This window comes from Mesorhizobium sp. INR15 (assembly GCF_015500075.1).
Taxonomy (GTDB): domain Bacteria; phylum Pseudomonadota; class Alphaproteobacteria; order Rhizobiales; family Rhizobiaceae; genus Mesorhizobium.
Genome location: NZ_CP045496.1, coordinates 3132871 through 3149227, shown reverse-complemented (window position 1 = coordinate 3149227; position 16357 = coordinate 3132871). Strand labels below are relative to the sequence as shown.

Annotated in this window: 21 protein-coding genes and 1 pseudogene; 10 read left to right on the top strand and 12 right to left on the bottom strand. The window is 64.4% G+C overall.

What is annotated here, in order from left to right; all coding sequences use genetic code 11:
* The first annotated feature begins 35 nt into the window (after positions 1-35).
* Both GA829_RS15330 and GA829_RS15325 read left to right on the top strand, forming a co-directional pair.
* Positions 36-902 carry a class I SAM-dependent methyltransferase gene (locus GA829_RS15330; protein WP_195179290.1) on the top strand — a complete coding sequence of 289 codons (867 nt, stop codon included), beginning with the start codon at positions 36-38 and terminating at the stop codon, positions 900-902.
* A 131-nt stretch (positions 903-1033) separates the two neighbouring features.
* Entirely contained in the window at positions 1034-1780 is a 747-nt protein-coding gene (locus tag GA829_RS15325; protein ID WP_195179662.1) for a pseudouridine synthase, read from the top strand.
* Here GA829_RS15325 and GA829_RS15320 read toward each other — a convergent pair.
* The 6 genes and pseudogenes from GA829_RS15320 to GA829_RS15295 form a co-directional block, all read right to left on the bottom strand.
* Positions 1777-2433, bottom strand: a complete 657-nt coding sequence (locus tag GA829_RS15320; RefSeq protein WP_258052302.1) for a dihydrofolate reductase family protein — start codon at positions 2431-2433, stop codon at positions 1777-1779. The two genes, GA829_RS15325 and GA829_RS15320, sit on opposite strands and share 4 nt — an antisense overlap.
* Before the next feature lie 199 nt (positions 2434-2632).
* Positions 2633-2917: a VOC family protein gene (locus tag GA829_RS15315; protein ID WP_258052301.1), complete on the bottom strand. Its 285-nt coding sequence runs from the start codon at positions 2915-2917 to the stop codon at positions 2633-2635.
* A 245-nt stretch (positions 2918-3162) separates the two neighbouring features.
* Positions 3163-3576, bottom strand: a complete 414-nt coding sequence (locus tag GA829_RS15310) for a hypothetical protein (RefSeq protein ID WP_195179289.1) — start codon at positions 3574-3576, stop codon at positions 3163-3165.
* A gap of 248 nt (positions 3577-3824) precedes the next feature.
* Positions 3825-3932: pseudogene (locus GA829_RS15305) on the bottom strand (histidine phosphatase family protein); the annotation flags it as partial.
* A gap of 21 nt (positions 3933-3953) precedes the next feature.
* Positions 3954-4277 (bottom strand): hypothetical protein, encoded by a 324-nt coding sequence (locus GA829_RS15300; RefSeq protein WP_195179288.1) that lies wholly within the window; start codon positions 4275-4277, stop codon positions 3954-3956.
* Between the two features lie 14 nt (positions 4278-4291).
* Complete coding sequence (locus GA829_RS15295; RefSeq protein ID WP_195179287.1) at positions 4292-4873, bottom strand: histidine phosphatase family protein; 582 nt, start codon at positions 4871-4873, stop codon at positions 4292-4294.
* 554 nt (positions 4874-5427) lie between these two features.
* Here GA829_RS15295 and GA829_RS15290 point away from each other — a divergent pair.
* Positions 5428-5877, top strand: a complete 450-nt coding sequence (locus tag GA829_RS15290; RefSeq protein WP_195179286.1) for a universal stress protein — start codon at positions 5428-5430, stop codon at positions 5875-5877.
* 19 nt (positions 5878-5896) lie between these two features.
* Here GA829_RS15290 and GA829_RS15285 read toward each other — a convergent pair whose 3' ends face one another.
* Together GA829_RS15285 and GA829_RS15280 are read right to left on the bottom strand one after the other, a co-directional pair.
* Positions 5897-6646, bottom strand: coding sequence for a sulfite exporter TauE/SafE family protein (locus GA829_RS15285; RefSeq protein ID WP_195179285.1), 750 nt, complete (start codon positions 6644-6646; stop codon positions 5897-5899).
* A gap of 27 nt (positions 6647-6673) precedes the next feature.
* On the bottom strand, positions 6674-6883 hold the full coding sequence (locus tag GA829_RS15280) for a hypothetical protein (RefSeq protein WP_195179284.1): 210 nt from the start codon (positions 6881-6883) through the stop codon (positions 6674-6676).
* Positions 6884-6997: 114 nt separating this feature from the next.
* Here GA829_RS15280 and GA829_RS15275 point away from each other — a divergent pair, with 114 nt between their 5' ends.
* A complete protein-coding gene (locus GA829_RS15275) occupies positions 6998-7870 on the top strand; it encodes a LysR substrate-binding domain-containing protein (RefSeq protein ID WP_195179283.1) in 873 nt (290 codons plus the stop codon).
* Positions 7871-7907: 37 nt separating this feature from the next.
* On the opposite strand, the gene GA829_RS15270 is transcribed toward GA829_RS15275, so the two are convergent.
* Together GA829_RS15270 and GA829_RS15265 are read right to left on the bottom strand one after the other, a co-directional pair.
* Entirely contained in the window at positions 7908-8126 is a 219-nt protein-coding gene (locus tag GA829_RS15270; RefSeq protein WP_195179282.1) for a hypothetical protein, read from the bottom strand.
* Positions 8123-8872: a COG4280 domain-containing protein gene (locus tag GA829_RS15265; protein ID WP_195179281.1), complete on the bottom strand. Its 750-nt coding sequence runs from the start codon at positions 8870-8872 to the stop codon at positions 8123-8125. Before GA829_RS15265 ends, GA829_RS15270 begins: the two co-directional genes overlap by 4 nt.
* 422 nt (positions 8873-9294) lie before the next feature.
* Here GA829_RS15265 and GA829_RS15260 point away from each other — a divergent pair, with 422 nt between their 5' ends.
* From GA829_RS15260 to GA829_RS15235, 6 genes are all read left to right on the top strand, one after another.
* The gene (locus tag GA829_RS15260) at positions 9295-9795 is read left to right on the top strand and encodes an Lrp/AsnC family transcriptional regulator (RefSeq protein ID WP_195179280.1); all 501 of its coding nucleotides are present in this window, start codon (positions 9295-9297) and stop codon (positions 9793-9795) included.
* Positions 9792-10955, top strand: coding sequence for a saccharopine dehydrogenase family protein (locus GA829_RS15255; RefSeq protein WP_195179279.1), 1164 nt, complete (start codon positions 9792-9794; stop codon positions 10953-10955). Before GA829_RS15260 ends, GA829_RS15255 begins: the two co-directional genes overlap by 4 nt.
* 162 nt (positions 10956-11117) lie before the next feature.
* Entirely contained in the window at positions 11118-11906 is a 789-nt protein-coding gene (locus tag GA829_RS15250; protein ID WP_195179661.1) for an ABC transporter substrate-binding protein, read from the top strand.
* A 103-nt stretch (positions 11907-12009) separates the two neighbouring features.
* Complete coding sequence (locus tag GA829_RS15245; RefSeq protein WP_195179278.1) at positions 12010-12681, top strand: amino acid ABC transporter permease; 672 nt, start codon at positions 12010-12012, stop codon at positions 12679-12681.
* Positions 12678-13352, top strand: coding sequence for an amino acid ABC transporter permease (locus tag GA829_RS15240; RefSeq protein ID WP_195179277.1), 675 nt, complete (start codon positions 12678-12680; stop codon positions 13350-13352). Before GA829_RS15245 ends, GA829_RS15240 begins: the two co-directional genes overlap by 4 nt.
* A gap of 77 nt (positions 13353-13429) precedes the next feature.
* A complete protein-coding gene (locus GA829_RS15235) occupies positions 13430-14173 on the top strand; it encodes an amino acid ABC transporter ATP-binding protein (protein ID WP_308462342.1) in 744 nt (247 codons plus the stop codon).
* Positions 14174-14312: 139 nt separating this feature from the next.
* On the opposite strand, the gene GA829_RS15230 is transcribed toward GA829_RS15235, so the two are convergent.
* Positions 14313-15113, bottom strand: coding sequence for an ABC transporter ATP-binding protein (locus GA829_RS15230; RefSeq protein WP_195179276.1), 801 nt, complete (start codon positions 15111-15113; stop codon positions 14313-14315).
* 3 nt (positions 15114-15116) lie between these two features.
* Positions 15117-16139 (bottom strand): FecCD family ABC transporter permease, encoded by a 1023-nt coding sequence (locus tag GA829_RS15225; protein WP_195179275.1) that lies wholly within the window; start codon positions 16137-16139, stop codon positions 15117-15119.
* Positions 16140-16357: the final 218 nt, after the last annotated feature.

Sequence of the window (16357 nt, the reverse complement as noted above, 5' to 3'; positions counted from 1 at the left end):
TCCGGCAAGGCAATAGTGCCTTCCAGGAGGACACCATGAACGTGCAGCAGACCATATTCGATCCGGTCAAGTTCAAGGAAACCACCCGCGGCCAGTGGGACAACGCCGCCGAAGCCTGGAACCGCTGGGGGCCGCTCCTGTCGCGCTGGCTCGGACCGGCGACCGAACTGATGCTCGACATGGCCGATGTCGGCAAGGGCAGCCGCGTCCTCGACGTCGCCGCCGGCGCCGGCGAACAGACCATGACCGCCGCGCGCCGCGTCGGGCCGAAGGGCTATGTGCTGGCCACCGATATTTCACCCGGCATTCTGGCCTTCGCGGCAAGTAACGCGAAGCTGGCCGGCCACGGCAATGTCGACACCATCGTCGCCGACGGCGAGATGCTGGGTACGATCACTGCCCAGCCATTCGATGCGGTCATCTCGCGCGTCGGGCTGATTTATTTTCCCGACCAGAACCGGGCGCTTGGCGGTATGCGCGATCATCTGAAGCCCGGTGGCAAGGTCGGCGCCATCGTCTACTCGACAGCTGACAAGAACCCATTCTTCTCGATCCCGGTCGGCATTATCCGCCGCCGCGCCGCCCTGCCCGCACCCCTGCCCGGCCAGCCCGGACCGTTCAGCCTCGGCGACCCGGCGGTCCTTGCCAAACGCCTGACCGATGCCGGATTCCGCGACGTGCGCGTCGAGAAGGTTGATGCGCCGGTGCGGCTCGGATCGGCCCTGGAATGCCTGCAATTCGAACAGGAATCCTTTGGCGCGCTGCATCAGATGCTGGCCGGCCTGTCGGCCCGCGAACAGGACGATGCCTGGGCGGAGATCGAAGTCGCACTCGGTCAGTTCGAGCAGGGCGGACAGTTTGAGGGACCTTGCGAAATGCTGGTCGCCGCCGCCACGAAGTAGAGCCCATTCGCAACCCGCCATGGTGGCCGCAAGGCGCACGGCGAAAGCCTCACGGCTCTCACCGGTGCCTTGCGGACCCATCACCGCCCATGCCATCAGTCGGCCGCCAGACCAACCCCCGCGACGGGACGATGAACGCACGGCAAACAAAACAAGGCGGCAAGCCCCTCGGCGTCAGCCTCAACCGGGCGCTGTCCAAGCTTGGCCTGTGCTCACGCACGCAGGCCGAGGTGCTGATTGCCGAGGGCCGCGTTCGGGTTGGCGGCAAGGTGGTGCGCGACGCCACGCTGCGCGTCGACCTCGACCGCGACAGGATCGCGGTCGACGGCGCCCAGGTGGTTGCCGAGCGCAAGGTCTATCTGATGCTCAACAAGCCGCGCGGACTGGTCACCACGCGCGACGATCCGCAACAGCGCGGCACCGTCTATGCCTGCCTGGAAGGGCTCGACCTGCCATTCGTGTCGCCGGTCGGCCGGCTCGACAAGGCGAGCGAAGGCCTGCTGTTGATGACCAACGACACCCAGTTCGCCAACCGCCTGATGGACCCGGCCTCGCACATGCCCAAGACCTACCACGTGCAGGTCGGCATGGTGCCTGACGAAACCATGCTGGAGGCTTTCCGCGCCGGCGTCAGCGTCAACGGCGAGGTCCTGACCGCCAATTCCATCGCGCTTTTGCGCAGCGGCGGCCGCACCGCCTGGCTGGAGATCGTGCTCGACGAAGGCCGCAACCGCCATATCCGCCGCCTGCTCGCCGCGCACGATGTCGAAGTGCTGCGCCTGGTGCGCATCGCCATCGGCCCCTTGCTGCTCGGCGAACTGGCCAAGGGCGCCGCGCGGCACTTGGCGCCGGAGGAACTGGTGCTGTTGGCGCGCTAGAAGCGTGTGGATCCGCTGGGCGACGTGGCTACGCCCGCCGATAAATCTGCGCCATCGCGCCCCCCCGGAAAGGCCGTTGAGCCGACCAGTCCAAGGCGCCTTTGCGGGGCGACGTCGGAGAAGATCGGCAAGCCCTTGCCAAGCACCACAGGATGCACCAGCAACACGTATCGATCGACCAGGTCCTGGGCAATGAGACTGCGTGCGAAGGTGGCGCCGCCATGGGCGATGATCGGCTTGCCGTCCCGGCTCTTCAGCCTGGCGATTTCGTCGGCCAGATCGCCGCCGGCGACATAGGCCTCACCCCAGCTTTCCGCGCCGGGTTGCGGCTCTCCCGATTGGGCGCTTTCCCCATTGGGCTGGGTATCCTTAGTCACTCCGGCCACCTTCAGGATCGCCGGTCCTTGTCTGGAGAAGACGGCCTTGGGAATCTGGTTCATCGGCGGCGCGAACGCCAGTGTGGAGGTCTGCCAGAAGGCGGCCATGTTCTGGAAGGAGCGGCTTCCCATTATGTGCAGGCTTGCGTCGGACACGGTCTTCACGCTCCAGGCAATCGCCTCCTGGTCGCCGCTGAACACCCATTTCATTTCGCCGTCAATGCCGGCGACGAAGCCGTCAAGCGACATGGACATTTTCAGGATCAACTCTCTCATTGCCTTCTCCTCGCGTCGGTTCCGCCCCAAGGACGGCCCGCATCGCTCGGTTCCGACAACTCGAATTCGCCAAAGCCAAAAAATCCGGCCATGCCGCCCCCGGCCATTCGACCGGCCGCAGGATGGCCTTGCTGACCTCTCCCGCCTCCCGGCCGACCAGCCGGCTGTGCTTCCGGCTGCTCAGTGACGCCGGATATCTCTATTTGCCATCGAACTTCTGGATTGCCTCGGCGCTGACCGGCGTGAAGAAATTGATCAGATTTCCGTCTGGGTCACGAAACAGCAGCGAGCGGTTTCCCCAGGGCATGGTTGTGGGGCGCTGGACGAACTCGCCGACGACTTGCTCCAGCCTTTCATAGTCCTTGTCGACATCGGCGACGCGGAACTCGATGATGGCGGAATGGTTGTCGGCCGGGCGCGCGGCGCCCGCCCCGAACATGTCCATCGTGCGCTTGCTGCCCACTGCCAGGGTCGAGGACGGCATCACCAACTCGGCGAAATCTTCCGTGTACCAAGTCCGCCGGCAGGCCGGTCACATCCTCGTAGAAGCCGACCAGGCGCTTGATGTCATCGGTGATGATCCGCGTCGAGACAAAATCCATGAAATCCTCGTTTCCTCGGGTTGGACCGCACCCACGACAGGGTACGGCGTCATCCCTTCTAGCCGAGGCCTGCTGACAGCATCTTGTCAGCAGGGATTCGCTTCGTCAGCGGCTGGCAACAGGGCCGCTATTCGACGTTGATCGTGACGACCACGTCGCGCGCGTTGCCGGTGAATGTATGGATCGACAGGCTCACCTGATCCTGCCCCTTGAATCCGGGCGCCGACTTGTAAAACGCCTGAATTCCATCATCGCTTTGGGAATTACACTTATAGCGATCGCTGCCCTTGGGGTAATTGGGATAGACTTTTCCATCGACGATCCGAATTGATCCATGGTTGGGTCCGGAAATCGCCTTCACATCATCCATGCCGGCACTCGTACAGTCCGGATTGAGATTGGTGTCTAGAAAAATATAGATCTCCTGGCCGGAGAGCGCGGTCTTTTCATAGGTTGTCGGCCGATTGCTTGCCGCCATCGCACCGGCCGTAATCCCCAGAAGCGCAAGAACTGTCATGACACTCGTCGTGCGGGAGAACATTGTTAGCTATCCTTCAGTCGAAAGAATTTCACCCCTAGCTTTTTCTATGACGGCTCCTGACGCGGCGCCATCCTTGCGAGCAGACCGCGCGGCTGGTGAATTCTTGGCAGCAAACCACTCCAGGTAGCCATTATTGTTACGAAATTTCCCTGTCACCCCGGTTTCGTGGAGATCGATCAAATTTCCGTCAGAACCGCGACCGCCCGCCAGGAAAAGGCGGGCGCCCGCGGGCAGCGCCCGAACATCCGTTACTTCTGGTTCCACTTGCGCACGACCGGCTCGCTCTGATCATGCTCGTAGCCGAGCAGGCTGATGCTGGCCGTGTCGAGATCGAACAGCGCGCCGCCTTCTGGCGGCTGAAGACATCGCTGGGTGACTCAGGACGGGCCTCCGGTCTCCGCGACGACCTCCTTGCGCAGATATGCCCAAAGCGTCAGCGCGGTGAGACGGAGGTCTTGAGGGCAATCCAGACGAACGATGTCCTCGTCGACGGTCCAGGGCGCCGGGAAGTCGGCGGCCACTTCGCTTGCGACGACCCCGGCATCTTCAAAATTCTCTTCGGCGATCTCACCATCGAAAACGAAACGAAGCTTGATCTCCACCTCGTGCCAACCGCAGGTAACCGCCCTGAGGTTGGGCGAAACAGCACCGAGAAGCGCACGTTGCACGGAAAGCAGCAGCTTCGCACGAATTTCATGCATCGGTAGCGGTCGCCCTACTTCTGGTTCCACTTGCGCACGACCGGCTCGCTCAAGTCATGCTCATAGCCGAGCAGGCTGATGCTGGCCGTGTCGAGCACGAACAGCGCGCCGCCTTCTGGCGGCAGGCCGAGCCAGCGCGCCGCCAGCACGCGCAGGAAATGCGCGCTGGAGAACACCAGGATGTTGGCGTTGGCCTGACGCAATGCGGCAATGACCGCATCGGCGCGCTTGCCGACATCGGCCGCCGCCTCGCCTTTCGGGCAACCGTCGCGAAACAGCTGCCAGCCCGGCCGCTCGGCCAGGATCTGCTTGGTCGTCAGCCCCTCATAGGCGCCATAATCCCACTCCTGCAGATCATCGTTCTTGATGCATTGGGCGCCAAAGCCCGCCAGCACGCTGGTCTTGTAGGCGCGCTGCGACGGGCTCGACCACACAGCCGAAAAGGACAGGCCTTTCAGCCGCTCCGCCACGCCGCGCGCCGCCGCCTCGCCGGTCTCGGTCAAAGGCATGTCGGTGCGCCCGGTGTGCTGGCCCGAAAGGCTCCACGCCGTCTCGCCGTGCCGGACCAGATGGATCTGCGGATAGGGACTGCTCATCGCGACGCCTTTCAAATTTGCCGGCACTCTAATGCATGTCGCCCAAAAGTGACCGCGGTTTTGGGGCAACGATATGCATAAAAACAAGAGGACGATCCTGCCAAGGGGAATCCGGCTGACGCGAAAGTGTGTCCGCGCCGGGCTTGCCAGTTTTCTACAAATCGCCGGGCGTTTGTGCTGCCCCTCATCCGCCTGCCGGCACCTTCTCCCCGTACAGTGACGGGGAGAAGAGACTTGCCACAGGCCTTGGCCCTCTTCTCCAAACATTGATGATTGGCGAAACCGCTGATGATGGCGACCTTTCTCCCCGTCCCTATACGGGGAGAAATGCCCGGCAGGGCAATGAGGGGCGGCACCGAGATCAACAATTGGCGTTGCTTCACCTCATGGTGCAAGCCGCCCTCCCCGTGGCCCATAAACCGCCCGCGTCTGGTCTCGATCCACCTCAAGGCGGACCTGTGAAGCGCGCGATGGCATGCCTATATCAAAATCAGCCGCATCAAGGCTCCCGCCATCCAAGGGCGCATGGCCCTTGCACAACAGGTCGCATCATCATGTACACACATTTGCTCATCGCCACCGACGGATCGGAACTGGCTGAAAAGGGCGTTTCCCATGGCCTGGCGCTGGCCAGCCGCATTGGCGCCGCCGTTACCTTCGTCAACATCACCGAGCCCTTCCCGGTATTCGCCTGGGGCGGCGCCATGGTGGGATTCATCGCCGGCGATGAACTGGCCGCCTATGAGGAAAACGGGCGCCAGTTCGCCAAGGAATTGCTTGACCGGTGCAAGGCCTCCGCCGACGGCTTGGGCGTGCGCTCCAAGGGCCTGCATATCGAGAACAGGAAGCCAGCCGAGGCGATCCTGGAATTGTCAGCCTCCGAAGCCTGCGACCTGATCGTCATGGCCTCGCATGGCCGCCGGGGACTTGGCCGCCTGCTGTTGGGAAGCCAGACGGCGGAGGTGCTGTCCTTCACAGAGACCCCGGTTCTGGTGGTCCGCTAGGCGACGCGTCGTATCGAGGTTAGGGGACCATCTCGGTCGCCAGATAACAGCCCAGCGCCAGCAGCCCGGCGAAAAACGCCTTGCGAAAGGTCTCGACGCTCATCCGATTGCGCTGCGCCTGACCGACGGACATGCCGACCAGTGCCGGCGCCAGCGCCACGAGGGACCATGCCAGTTGCGCCGTCGGCGATACGAAGGCGCCGACCCGCAACAGGCCGATGGCAAGTGCCGCCGTCGACACGGTGAAGGAGAGGCCGAGCGCCTGGATCAGGTCTTCCTTCTCCAGCCGAAGCGATTGCAGATAGGGCACGGCGGGGATGACGAAGACGCCTGTGACGCCGGTGACCAGCCCGGTCACAATGCCGATGAGCGGCGACAGCCAGGCCTCGTGGCGCGCCGGCGTGGTGAAACCAAGCTTCAGCAGGCCGAGGATGGCATAGAGCACCAGCGCAACGCCCAGCGTCGCTGAAGCCAACGCCGTATGTGTGCCGGTCAGCAATCCGGCGCCGGAAATGGTGCCAAGCGCGACACCGGCCATCATCGTCCACAGCCGTTTGCAAAGCCCTGCGAAGGACGGGCCGGTCAGCAATTGCCAGATGTTGGTGACCAGCGACGGGATCAACAGCAGTGCCGCCGCCTGCGCCGGCGGCATCGTCATCGCCAGCAGCCCCATCGCCACGGTCGGCAGTCCCATGCCGACAACGCCCTTGACGAAGCCGGCGAGGAGAAAGACCACGCAGATCCAGGCAATGACGCCGGCACTCAGCATGATTGCAGCCTCGCGTGGAGAGCCGGATCAGTCATGCAGGAGCATGTCGGTGGCGTCCGCTTCGTGCGTGGTTTTTGCCGGCACGCCAGAATCGCGGCTGACGGAAGCGGTCGTCGGCCCGCATGAAGGCGTCGCCGGCTCCGCCCGCGCCACCGCGAAACAGGCCACGGCAATGGCCAGCACCACTGCGGCGCTTTCAAGAATACCGGCTTCTGACATCTGGCCTGGTCCGTTCATCGCACACCTCCGGCAAAATATTTGACTGAAACCGCGTCCGGTCACAATGTGGAAGTTGCGTCGCCAGCCTTCGGCCTGGACGAAGGCTGATACCAAGGCCAAAGGAGAAAAAGCATGCGCTTTGATCTGGTCGATCTCAGGCTGTTCCTGCTAGTTGCCGAGCGTGGCAGCATCACCCATGGCGCGGCACTTGCCGGCCTCGCACTGGCCTCGGCCAGCGCCCGCATCAAGGGCATGGAGGACAGTTTTGGCGCGCCGCTGCTGGAACGCCGCCGCCGTGGCGTGGTGCTGACGCCGGCTGGACAGGCCTTGCTGCACCATGCCCAGGCGGTGCAGAACCAGATCGAGGCGATGGCCGGCGAACTCGGCGCCTATGCCAGCGGCCTGCGCGCACGCGTGCGCCTGCTTGCCAACACCGCCGCGACCAGTGAGCTTCTGCCTAAGATCCTGCCGGCCTTCCTGGCCGCGCACCCGCATATCGACATCGATCTCGATGAGCGCCCCAGCCATGCCATCGCCGAAGCGGTTGCCGGCGGCGCCGCCGATCTCGGCATTGCCGCGACCTGGGCCGGGCTCGCGCATCTTGAACAGCGGCCATTCCACGTCGACCGCTTGGTGGTGATCGCGCCGCGCGACTGGCCTGGCCTCGACGCCGGCCCCATCGGCCTCGCCGATATCCTGCCGCAACCCTTTGTTGGTCTCAGCACCGGCAATTCGCTGCAGGAACATATCGTGCGCCAGGCCGCGCGCCTTGGCGGCCATCTGCATTTCCGCATCCGTGTGCCCGGCCTCGACAATGCCTGCCGGCTCGTCGCGCAAGGCGTCGGCATCGCCATCGTGCCGCAGACCGCCATGCGCCGCGCCGCGCGGACACTGCGCAGCCTGCCGCTGAACGATGACTGGGCAACGCGCCAGCTCAGCCTCTGCGCCCGCCGCTTCGACGGCCTGACGCCGCAAGCCAGGCTGCTCGCCGACGCCCTCGGCTGACCCGCGCGGCAACCCCATCCTATCGGGATGGAATAGGCTAGATCTTGCGGTCTTTTCGGCTGGCCCTGAGCGCACTGGCCATCACCACCGCCACGCAACCGATAAGAAGAACGCCACCGACCAAGATCTGCGGCGCGGCCAGCCAGATCGAAATGACAGCCGCCACCGCGACAACCGCAAGGATGGCGATCGCCAGGAATTCATCATCGATGAACATTCCGACAAGCTCGCGCAGGATCAGCGTCAGGATGCTCATGCTCTGGTCTCCACGGCCGGGCGTGCCGCAAGTTTCACTGTAACCAGCCCAACCAGCAGGAAGATCACCGCGAAGGCCAGTATTGCCAGATCGCGGCCGGGCCAATCGACGCCAAGCCCCTCGCCGGTCCAGAACACGCCAAAGGCCGACAGCATGATGCCGACACCGAACTTCAGCGTGTTTTCGGGGACACGCGCCAGCGGCTTGTGCACCAGAACGCCGATCAGCAGCACCAGCACGCAGGCCGCCAGCGCGCCAATGGCGGCCGGAACCAGAAGCCCCCTGCCCGCGCCGACCGCGACGACGATGAACACCACTTCCAGCCCTTCCAGCACCACGGCCTTGAACGCGGTGATGCCCGCGATCCAGTCAAGGTGCGCATCCTGGCGCCGCTCCGCCTCCTGCAGGCTCTTCTCCTCGGCAGCGAAGGCCTTGGCTTCGTCATGAAGCGCCAACACGCCCGCCGACCGCAGGATCGCCTTGCGCAGCCAGCGCAGGCCAAACAGCAGCAGCAGCACGCCGATGACCAGCTGCAGCGCGTGCAGCGGCACCTGGTCGAGGAGCGGACCGAGCGCCAGCACCAGAACCACCAGCAGGGCCAGCCCCGCTCCGGTCCCCGTCAGGGCCGGGCGCCAGCCGCGCACGGTCGCGACGGCCAGCACGATGGTGAACGCCTCGACCACTTCGACCAGGGAGGCCAGGAAAGCCGCCGTGACGGCCGGCGCCGCCGTTGCCCATGAGATCATCGCCGCGCTCTTTCCGTTGCCAACATTCCGGTGTGTTCAACGGGCACGCGATCCATCACCGGCCTGCCATGTGTAGGCTGGGTACGTACTGATGCCGCGAGCCTGCCGCGACCACATGCGCCATGATCATGTCACGACCGTAACAGACCAGGTGAGCCGCGAAAACACTGGAATGGCCATTGAATATAGGGCCGCGATGACGCCAAAAGGCACGGTTCCGGCGCGAAACTGCAAATAGATGGCGACGACAATCAGACGTAGCGATCAGGCAAGCGCCCGACTGATCGCCTGTGGATACATGGCGGTCCACACGCCCTAGCTGAACCTATAAGGCCTTGCATTTCAAAAATCGGTGACATAGCATGTTTTCATATTGGCAAAATAACTGCCTGAAATTTTTCCATTTGTGAAAGACTGGCACTTTGCGGGAACATCTCGATCTGACCGATCGGCGGCTGGTGAAACAGCTGTCGCAGGACGCGCAGCCGGGCATCAACAAGCTCGCCGAAACATTGGCGATCTCGGTGCCGACGGTGCGCACGCGGCTGCGCAACCTGCTCGACCGCAACCTGCTCAAGGTCGTCGGGCTCCTGAACCTGACCGAGCGCCCGGAACTGATCTCGGCCATTGTCGGCATCAATGCACAGGGGCGAGGCCGGGCCCGCGAACTGGCGCAGCGCATTTCCGAACTGCCTTTTGTCAACTCCGCCTCCGTCGTCACCGGGCGTTTCGACATCATCGTCGATGTGACGGTGGCCGGTGACGTCGCCGATCTCTACCGCGTCACCAGCGAGCTGATCCCCGGCGCCGGCGAGCCGGGCGAAGTGGTGCGCAGCGAGACTTTCGTCGTCATGGCCTCGTGCAACAAATGGGTCAGCCTGCCCGAAGGCTGCTGGTCGGACGACCGCAAGGAGCCGGCATGAAGATCGCGGTTCTCGGCGGCCTCGGCCTGCAAGGAAGGGCGGCGATCGCCGACCTCGTCGCCAGCGACGGCGTCGAGCAAGTGGTCTGCGTCGACACGGCGACCGATGGTGCGGCGCGGCTCGCCGGCCTGACCGATCTCAGCCGCGTGCGCTTTGTTGTGCCTGACGGCGCGGTCGGCCCTGCCCTGGCCAACGTGATGGCCGACGTTGACGCCGTCATCGACCTGTTGCCGCAGCCTTTGATGCGCCAGGCGGTGCAGGCCGCGATCGACACGCGCACGCCGCTGGTCACCACCAACTATGTCAAATCGATCACCGACCTTGGCCCGGCGGCCGTTGAGGCCGGCGTCCCGATCATGACCGAGTGCGGGCTCGATCCCGGCATCGACCTTGTGCTCTACGCACGCGCCGCAAGGCAGTTCGACAGCATCGTCTCGATCGATTCCTATTGCGGCGGCATCCCCGAGCCGAAGGCGATGGCAAAGCCGCTTTGCTACAAGGTGAGCTGGAATTTCGACATGGTCCTATCCAGCCAGAACCGCGACAGCGTGATGATCGAGGACGGCGAACGCGTCGCGGTGCCGGCCGGCGAGCAGCACGACAATCCGTTCATCCATGAAATCGAAGTCGCCGGCCTGGGAAAGCTGGAAGCCTTCCCCAACGGCGATGCGCTGCATTATGTCGAGATGCTTGACGCCGCGAAGGGGCTGCGCCGCTCCGGCCGCTACACGCTGCGCTGGCCTGGCTGGTCGGCCTTCTGGGCGCCGCTGAAGGAGCTCGGCTTCCTGTCGGAGGACAAGGTTGCCGGCACGGGCGCCAGCCCACGTGAATTTCTCGGGCGGCTGCTTGGACCGCAGCTGCAATACGGCCCCGCCGAGAAAGACCTGTGCGTGATGCGCAATGTCTTTTCCGGCCTCGAAGGCGGCCGCCGCAAGACGGTGACCTCGGACCTGATCATCGAGCGCGATCTCGCCTCCGGCCTGTTCGGCATGAGCCTCGGCGTCGGCTATCCCGCCAGCATCGTGGCGCAGATGCTGGCGCGCGGCGAAATCACCACGCCCGGTCTGCTTAACCCGCTGCAGCATGTGCCCGATACCAGCTTCCTCGAGGAGCTCGCCGGGCGCGGCATCAAGGTCACCGAAACGGTGGAGTGGAACTAGGGTTCGAGTGTGATCCCTCCCGAAACCGGGACCGGCTTTCGGGATCATGCTCAAGAAGTTTTCGAACGGTGGCCGCCGCCGGCAACGGCGCCGCCGCTCAAAAAACACCCATCAAGGGTGGGAACAACAAGACGACAAATGGAGGAATACCCAATGAAGCCTATGAAGATTGCCAAGCTTTTCATCGCCGGCCTTGCGCTGGCCGGCCTCACGGCAGCGGCCAGCGCCGGCACGCTGGACGAGATCACCAAGCGCGGCGAACTGCGCGTCGCCGTGCAGACGCAAGGGCCCCCCTTCTCGCTGGTCGGCGCCAATGGCGAGCGCACCGGCAGTTCGGTTGAACTGGCCGAGCTGATGGCCAAGGAAATGGGCGTCAAGATCACCTTCCTCGACTTCGACTGGGATGGCCTGATCCCGGCGCTGCTCTCGGGCAAGGCCGATCTGCTGGTCGCCGACATGACGCCGACGCTGGCACGCGGCATGAAGGTCGCCTTCACCACGCCATACATGTACACGGGCAGCACCGTCTTCACCAAGGCCGACAGCAAGTTCAAGACCACCGAGGACTGCAAGGCCAAGGGCACCAAGATCGCGGTTCTGCTCGGCGCCACCGGCGAGAAGGAAGCCAAGGCCGCCTTCCCCGATGCCGACATCAAGAGCTACAAGGGCGGCGGCCCGCTTCTGCTTGACGCCGTCAACAACGGCCAGGCCGATTGCGGCGTCAACGACGTCTCGGCGGTCAAGGGTCAGTCGACCGCCTATCCGGCCGGCACCTTCACCATCATGCCGGACCTCTTGTCGAAGGAGCCGCTTGCCTTCGCCACCCGCTATGACGAGCCGGACCTGCTGGTCTGGATGAACCTGTTCCTCAACCAGGTCAGCATCGACGGCCGCCTGCAGAAGAACCTCGACTACTGGGTGAATTCCGACGCCTGGAAGAAAGACCACTAAGCATCGCTTCGTTCGGACGGAACCGCGCCAGACTGGATCGGCGCGGTTCCGCCCAACACTCATTCGTCACGGACAGACTTCGCTCTGGGGAATTCACCCAACGATGCTCGAAAATTTCAGTTTCCGCACCATCGTCGAATACCTGCCGCTGTTCGGGCAAGGCCTGATCACGACCGTCTGGCTGTCGGCGCTGTCCTTTGTCGGCGCGCTCGTCGTTGGCATCGTGCTCTGCGCCATGAACCTGCAGCGCGGCTGGCTGTTTCGCGCCCCGGCCAAGGCTTATATCGACGCCGTGCGCGCCACGCCCTTGCTGGCGCAGCTCTACTTCCTCTATTTCGGCCTGCCCCGGCTCGGCTTCGTCCTGCCCGAGCTCGTCGTCGGCATCCTGGCGCTGTCGTTGAACAGCGGCGCCTATATCGCCGAGATCATCCGCGCCGGCATCCTGTCGATCTCGCGTGGGCAGGTCGAGGCCGGTATCGCATCTGGTATGACCTACCCGCAGCGCATGCGCCTCATCATCCTGCCGCAGGCATTCAGGGTGACGATCCCGCCGCTGCTCGGACAAGCGATCGTGCTGGTCAAGGATTCAGCGCTCCTGTCGCTGATTTCGGTCGCCGAACTCACGCGCGCCGGCCAGTTGCTCGCCTCCGACCGCTTCATGCCGGCGGAAGGTTTTCTCACCATCGCCGCCTTCTACCTGCTGCTCTACTATTGCCTCAAGGGGTTGGCCGTTCTGTCCAGCCGCTGGCTCGGCACAGCGGGGGCACGGACATGATCTGGCAACAGTTCCTCAGCCTCGCCGGCAGTTATCCCCTCGCCTTGCGCGGTCTTGGCATGACCGTGATGCTGTCGCTGATCAGCCTGGTGCTCGGCACGTTGCTCGGCTTCGGCCTCGGCATCCTGAGATCGTCCGGCAACCGGCTGATCGGCATGGTCATCGGCGCCTGGGTCGACCTGATCCGCGGCACCCCGTTCCTGGTGCAGATCTTCCTGATCTTCTTCATCCTGCCCGAATTCGGCGTCGAGCTCGATGCCTTCACCGCCGGCATCATCGCGCTGACCAATCTCGCCGCCTGTTTCATCTGCGAGATCGTCGTCGCCGGCATCGGCTCGGTGCCAAGGGGCCAGGTCGAGGCGGCTCTTGCCTCAGGCCTGTCGCAATGGCAGCGCATGCGCCAGGTGGTGCTGCCGCAGGCGATGCGCGTGGTGCTGCCGCCGCTGGTCGGGCAATATGTGCTGCTGATCAAGGATTCCTCCGTCGTCTCGGCCATCGGGCTCACTGACCTCACCCGCGTCGGCTGGCTGGTGGTGCAGCGCGTGCCCAACGGGCTCCTGGTCTTCTTCCTGGTCGGCGTCGGTTATTTCATCGTCTGCTATCCCCTGATCATGCTTGCCCGCCGGCTCGAGCGGCGCATGAACGCAGCCCATGGCGAGGTGCAACTGTGACATCCAATCCCAAGGGCCCAGGCATGACCAAAGCTCCTGATGTGACCAAGGCACCTAACATGACCAAGACGCCCGATATGACCAAGACGGGCATGATCGACTTTCGCGGCGTCAACAAATGGTTCGGCTCGCTGAATGTGCTGAAGGACATCACGCTCAGCGTCCAGCCGCGCGAAGTGGTGGTCGTCTGCGGCCCCAGCGGCTCGGGCAAGAGCACGCTGATCCGCTGCATCAATGGGCTGGAAACGATCAAGGACGGCGACCTCGTCGTCGACGGCCAGCGCCTCGGCGACCCCGCCACCAACATGACGCGGCTGCGCACCGAGATCGGCTTTGTCTTCCAGTCGTTCAACCTCTACCCGCACAAGACCGCGCTCGAGAACGTCACGCTGGCCCCCATCCATGTCCGCAAGATCCCGCGTGCCGAGGCTGAGAAGGCCGGCCGCGAACTGCTGGCCAAGGTCGGCCTGGCCGACAAGGTCGATGCCTATCCCTCGCAGCTCTCCGGCGGCCAGCAGCAGCGCGTGGCGATTGCCCGCTGCCTCGGCATGCGGCCCAAGATCATGCTGTTCGACGAGCCGACCTCGGCGCTTGACCCCGAGATGATTTCCGAAGTGCTCGACGTCATGGTGGCGGTCGCAGAGGAAGGCATGACCATGATGGTGGTGACCCACGAAATGGGCTTTGCCCGCAAGGTCGCCCAGCGTGTCGTGTTCATGGATGCCGGCGCCATCGTCGAAAGCGGCACCCCCGACGAATTCTTCTCGCACCCCAAAACCGACCGCAGCCGCGCCTTCCTGAGCAAGATTCTAAGGCACTGATTGCCAGCGCCGGCACGCCAAGACGAAGCCGGCGTGATGACGCCAGCAGCCGAAGACCGCCCCCATTCGTCATCCTGGGACTTGACCCGAGGATGACCAAGCGGCTGACGGCGACCGGGTTCACCAACCAGTAGAAAGCCTACTCCGCATCCACCTCGGCCACGCAGCCGATGTGGTTGCCCGAGCGGATCAGGCGGATCGGCACGCCGTAGGTGCGCGACAGTGTCTGCTCGGTCAGGATATCGGAGGTCGTTCCAAGTTCCGGGGGATGGTTGGGCGACAGCAGCAGCGTGCGGTCAGCCAGCCTGTAGGCATGGTCGGGTGCGTGCGTGGTGAAAATCACGGCAAGGCCGCCTTTGGCCAGCCGCCGGGTCAGCGCCAGGAAACGCGCCTGGTTGGCGAAATCGAGATGCGCGGTCGGCTCGTCGAGGATCATCAGCTTGGGCGCCTGCACCAGCACGCGGGCGATCTGCACCAGCTGCCGCTCACCGCCGCTGATCTCGCTATAGGCGGCGTCGGCGAGATGGGCTATCCCTAGCGTCGTCAGCGCCTCCAAGGTCAGCGCCACGGCCTCGTCGCCCGGCGTGTCGAAGAGGCCGAGATGCGGCGCCCGGCCCATCTCGACCACGGTGCGCACCGAAAACGCAAACACCGTCTCATAGCTCTGCGGCACCAGCGCGAGCAGCCGTGCGATCGCCGCGCGCGGCAGCGCCGAGATTGGCTGGCCGCCGAGCGCCACGCTGCCGGCGGTTGCCGGCGATAGGCCGGCGAGACAGCGCAGCAGCGTCGACTTGCCGACGCCATTCGGCCCCAGCACGCACAGCACCTCGCCCGCCGAAATATCGAGGCTGATATTCTCGAAGATTGGCTTCGGCCGGCCCGGATAGGCAAAGCCGAGCTTTTGCGCGGCCAGGATCATGCCGCCCCCATCATGCCGCACCCATCACGCCCAGCCCAGCTTGCCGCGCCCAAGCAGCAGCATGAACACCGGCGCGCCGATCAGCGCGGTGAGGATGCCGAGCGGCACCTCGGCCGAGGTCACGGTGCGGGCAAGGTCGTCGATGATCAACAGGTAGCAGGCGCCGAGCGACAGGGTTGCCGGCAACAGGCGGCGGAAATCCGGCCCGACGATGATGCGGGCGAAATGCGGGATGACCAGCCCGACCCAGCCGATGATGCCGCTGATCGAAACGGCGGAGGCCGCGATCAGCGTCGACAGCAGGATTAATACCAGCCTCAGCCGGCCGACTTCGACGCCCATGATGCGGGCCTGCTCGTCGCCCATCGCCAGCACGTTCAGCCGCCAGCGCAAGGCGAGCAGCAGGATGGCCGAGGGAATGGTGACCACCAGCACCGGCACCAGGTCGGCTGTCGACACCGACGACAGCGAGCCGAGCAGCCAGAATTCGATGACCGGCAATTTGGAATTGGGGTCGGCGACATATTTCAGCAGCGACAGCAGCGCCGTGAACAGCGAGCCGACAATGACGCCGCCCAGCACCAGCGCGATGGTCGAGTTCAACCGGAAAAAGCGGTTCATGGTGAAGCACAGCGCCACCGCCAGCAGGCCGAACACGAAGGCGCAGGCCTGCGTCGCATAACGTTCGCCAAACAGCAGGATCGCCACCGCCGCGCCGAAGCCGGCGCCGGCGGAGACGCCGAGCGTGAACGGCGAGACCAGCGGGTTGCGGAACACGCCCTGGTAGGAAGCACCGGCGATCGCCAGGCCGCCGCCGACCACCATCGCGGCAATGACGCGCGGCAGCCTGACATCAAGAACCACCGAGCTGACCACCGGCGGCCAGTCCGGCGTGATCGGCAGGAACCGCGCCGCGATCACCTTGATGACGGTAAGCGGCGCGACGGGATAGCGGCCAAGCAGGAACGACAGCAGGAAGAGGATCACGGGCAGGACGATGAGCAGCAGGGTTGCGAGGGCTGGTTTGCGGGGTGCGGTCGAGGGCATGGCCTAGTGCCTCTCGTGGATGACTGAGCGTACACGTCGCGAGACGTTTGCGCCGCCCCTCATTGCCCTGCCGGGCATTTCTCCCCGTATAGCGACGGGGAGAAAGACGCTCTCATCAATGGTCTCGACAATTGGCGGCGTCGCAGGAAGAGCATCGAGACAGCGGCTGCTTCCCTTCTCCCCGTCCCTATACGGGGAGAAGGTGCCGGCAGGCGGAT

What these genes read in the sequence shown, in the direction of transcription:
- GA829_RS15330 (WP_195179290.1), top strand. Translation starts at nt 36, where the DNA reads ATGAACGTGCAGCAGACCATATTCGATCCGGTCAAGTTCAAGGAAACC.
- GA829_RS15325 (WP_195179662.1), top strand. Translation starts at nt 1,034, where the DNA reads ATGAACGCACGGCAAACAAAACAAGGCGGCAAGCCCCTCGGCGTCAGC.
- GA829_RS15320 (WP_258052302.1), bottom strand. Translation starts at nt 2,433, where the DNA reads ATGAGAGAGTTGATCCTGAAAATGTCCATGTCGCTTGACGGCTTCGTC.
- GA829_RS15315 (WP_258052301.1), bottom strand. Translation starts at nt 2,917, where the DNA reads ATGCCGTCCTCGACCCTGGCAGTGGGCAGCAAGCGCACGATGGACATG.
- GA829_RS15310 (WP_195179289.1), bottom strand. Translation starts at nt 3,576, where the DNA reads ATGTTCTCCCGCACGACGAGTGTCATGACAGTTCTTGCGCTTCTGGGG.
- GA829_RS15300 (WP_195179288.1), bottom strand. Translation starts at nt 4,277, where the DNA reads ATGCATGAAATTCGTGCGAAGCTGCTGCTTTCCGTGCAACGTGCGCTT.
- GA829_RS15295 (WP_195179287.1), bottom strand. Translation starts at nt 4,873, where the DNA reads ATGAGCAGTCCCTATCCGCAGATCCATCTGGTCCGGCACGGCGAGACG.
- GA829_RS15290 (WP_195179286.1), top strand. Translation starts at nt 5,428, where the DNA reads ATGTACACACATTTGCTCATCGCCACCGACGGATCGGAACTGGCTGAA.
- GA829_RS15285 (WP_195179285.1), bottom strand. Translation starts at nt 6,646, where the DNA reads ATGCTGAGTGCCGGCGTCATTGCCTGGATCTGCGTGGTCTTTCTCCTC.
- GA829_RS15280 (WP_195179284.1), bottom strand. Translation starts at nt 6,883, where the DNA reads ATGAACGGACCAGGCCAGATGTCAGAAGCCGGTATTCTTGAAAGCGCC.
- GA829_RS15275 (WP_195179283.1), top strand. Translation starts at nt 6,998, where the DNA reads ATGCGCTTTGATCTGGTCGATCTCAGGCTGTTCCTGCTAGTTGCCGAG.
- GA829_RS15270 (WP_195179282.1), bottom strand. Translation starts at nt 8,126, where the DNA reads ATGAGCATCCTGACGCTGATCCTGCGCGAGCTTGTCGGAATGTTCATC.
- GA829_RS15265 (WP_195179281.1), bottom strand. Translation starts at nt 8,872, where the DNA reads ATGATCTCATGGGCAACGGCGGCGCCGGCCGTCACGGCGGCTTTCCTG.
- GA829_RS15255 (WP_195179279.1), top strand. Translation starts at nt 9,792, where the DNA reads ATGAAGATCGCGGTTCTCGGCGGCCTCGGCCTGCAAGGAAGGGCGGCG.
- GA829_RS15250 (WP_195179661.1), top strand. Translation starts at nt 11,118, where the DNA reads ATGAAGATTGCCAAGCTTTTCATCGCCGGCCTTGCGCTGGCCGGCCTC.
- GA829_RS15245 (WP_195179278.1), top strand. Translation starts at nt 12,010, where the DNA reads ATGCTCGAAAATTTCAGTTTCCGCACCATCGTCGAATACCTGCCGCTG.
- GA829_RS15240 (WP_195179277.1), top strand. Translation starts at nt 12,678, where the DNA reads ATGATCTGGCAACAGTTCCTCAGCCTCGCCGGCAGTTATCCCCTCGCC.
- GA829_RS15235 (WP_308462342.1), top strand. Translation starts at nt 13,430, where the DNA reads ATGACCAAGACGGGCATGATCGACTTTCGCGGCGTCAACAAATGGTTC.
- GA829_RS15225 (WP_195179275.1), bottom strand. Translation starts at nt 16,139, where the DNA reads ATGCCCTCGACCGCACCCCGCAAACCAGCCCTCGCAACCCTGCTGCTC.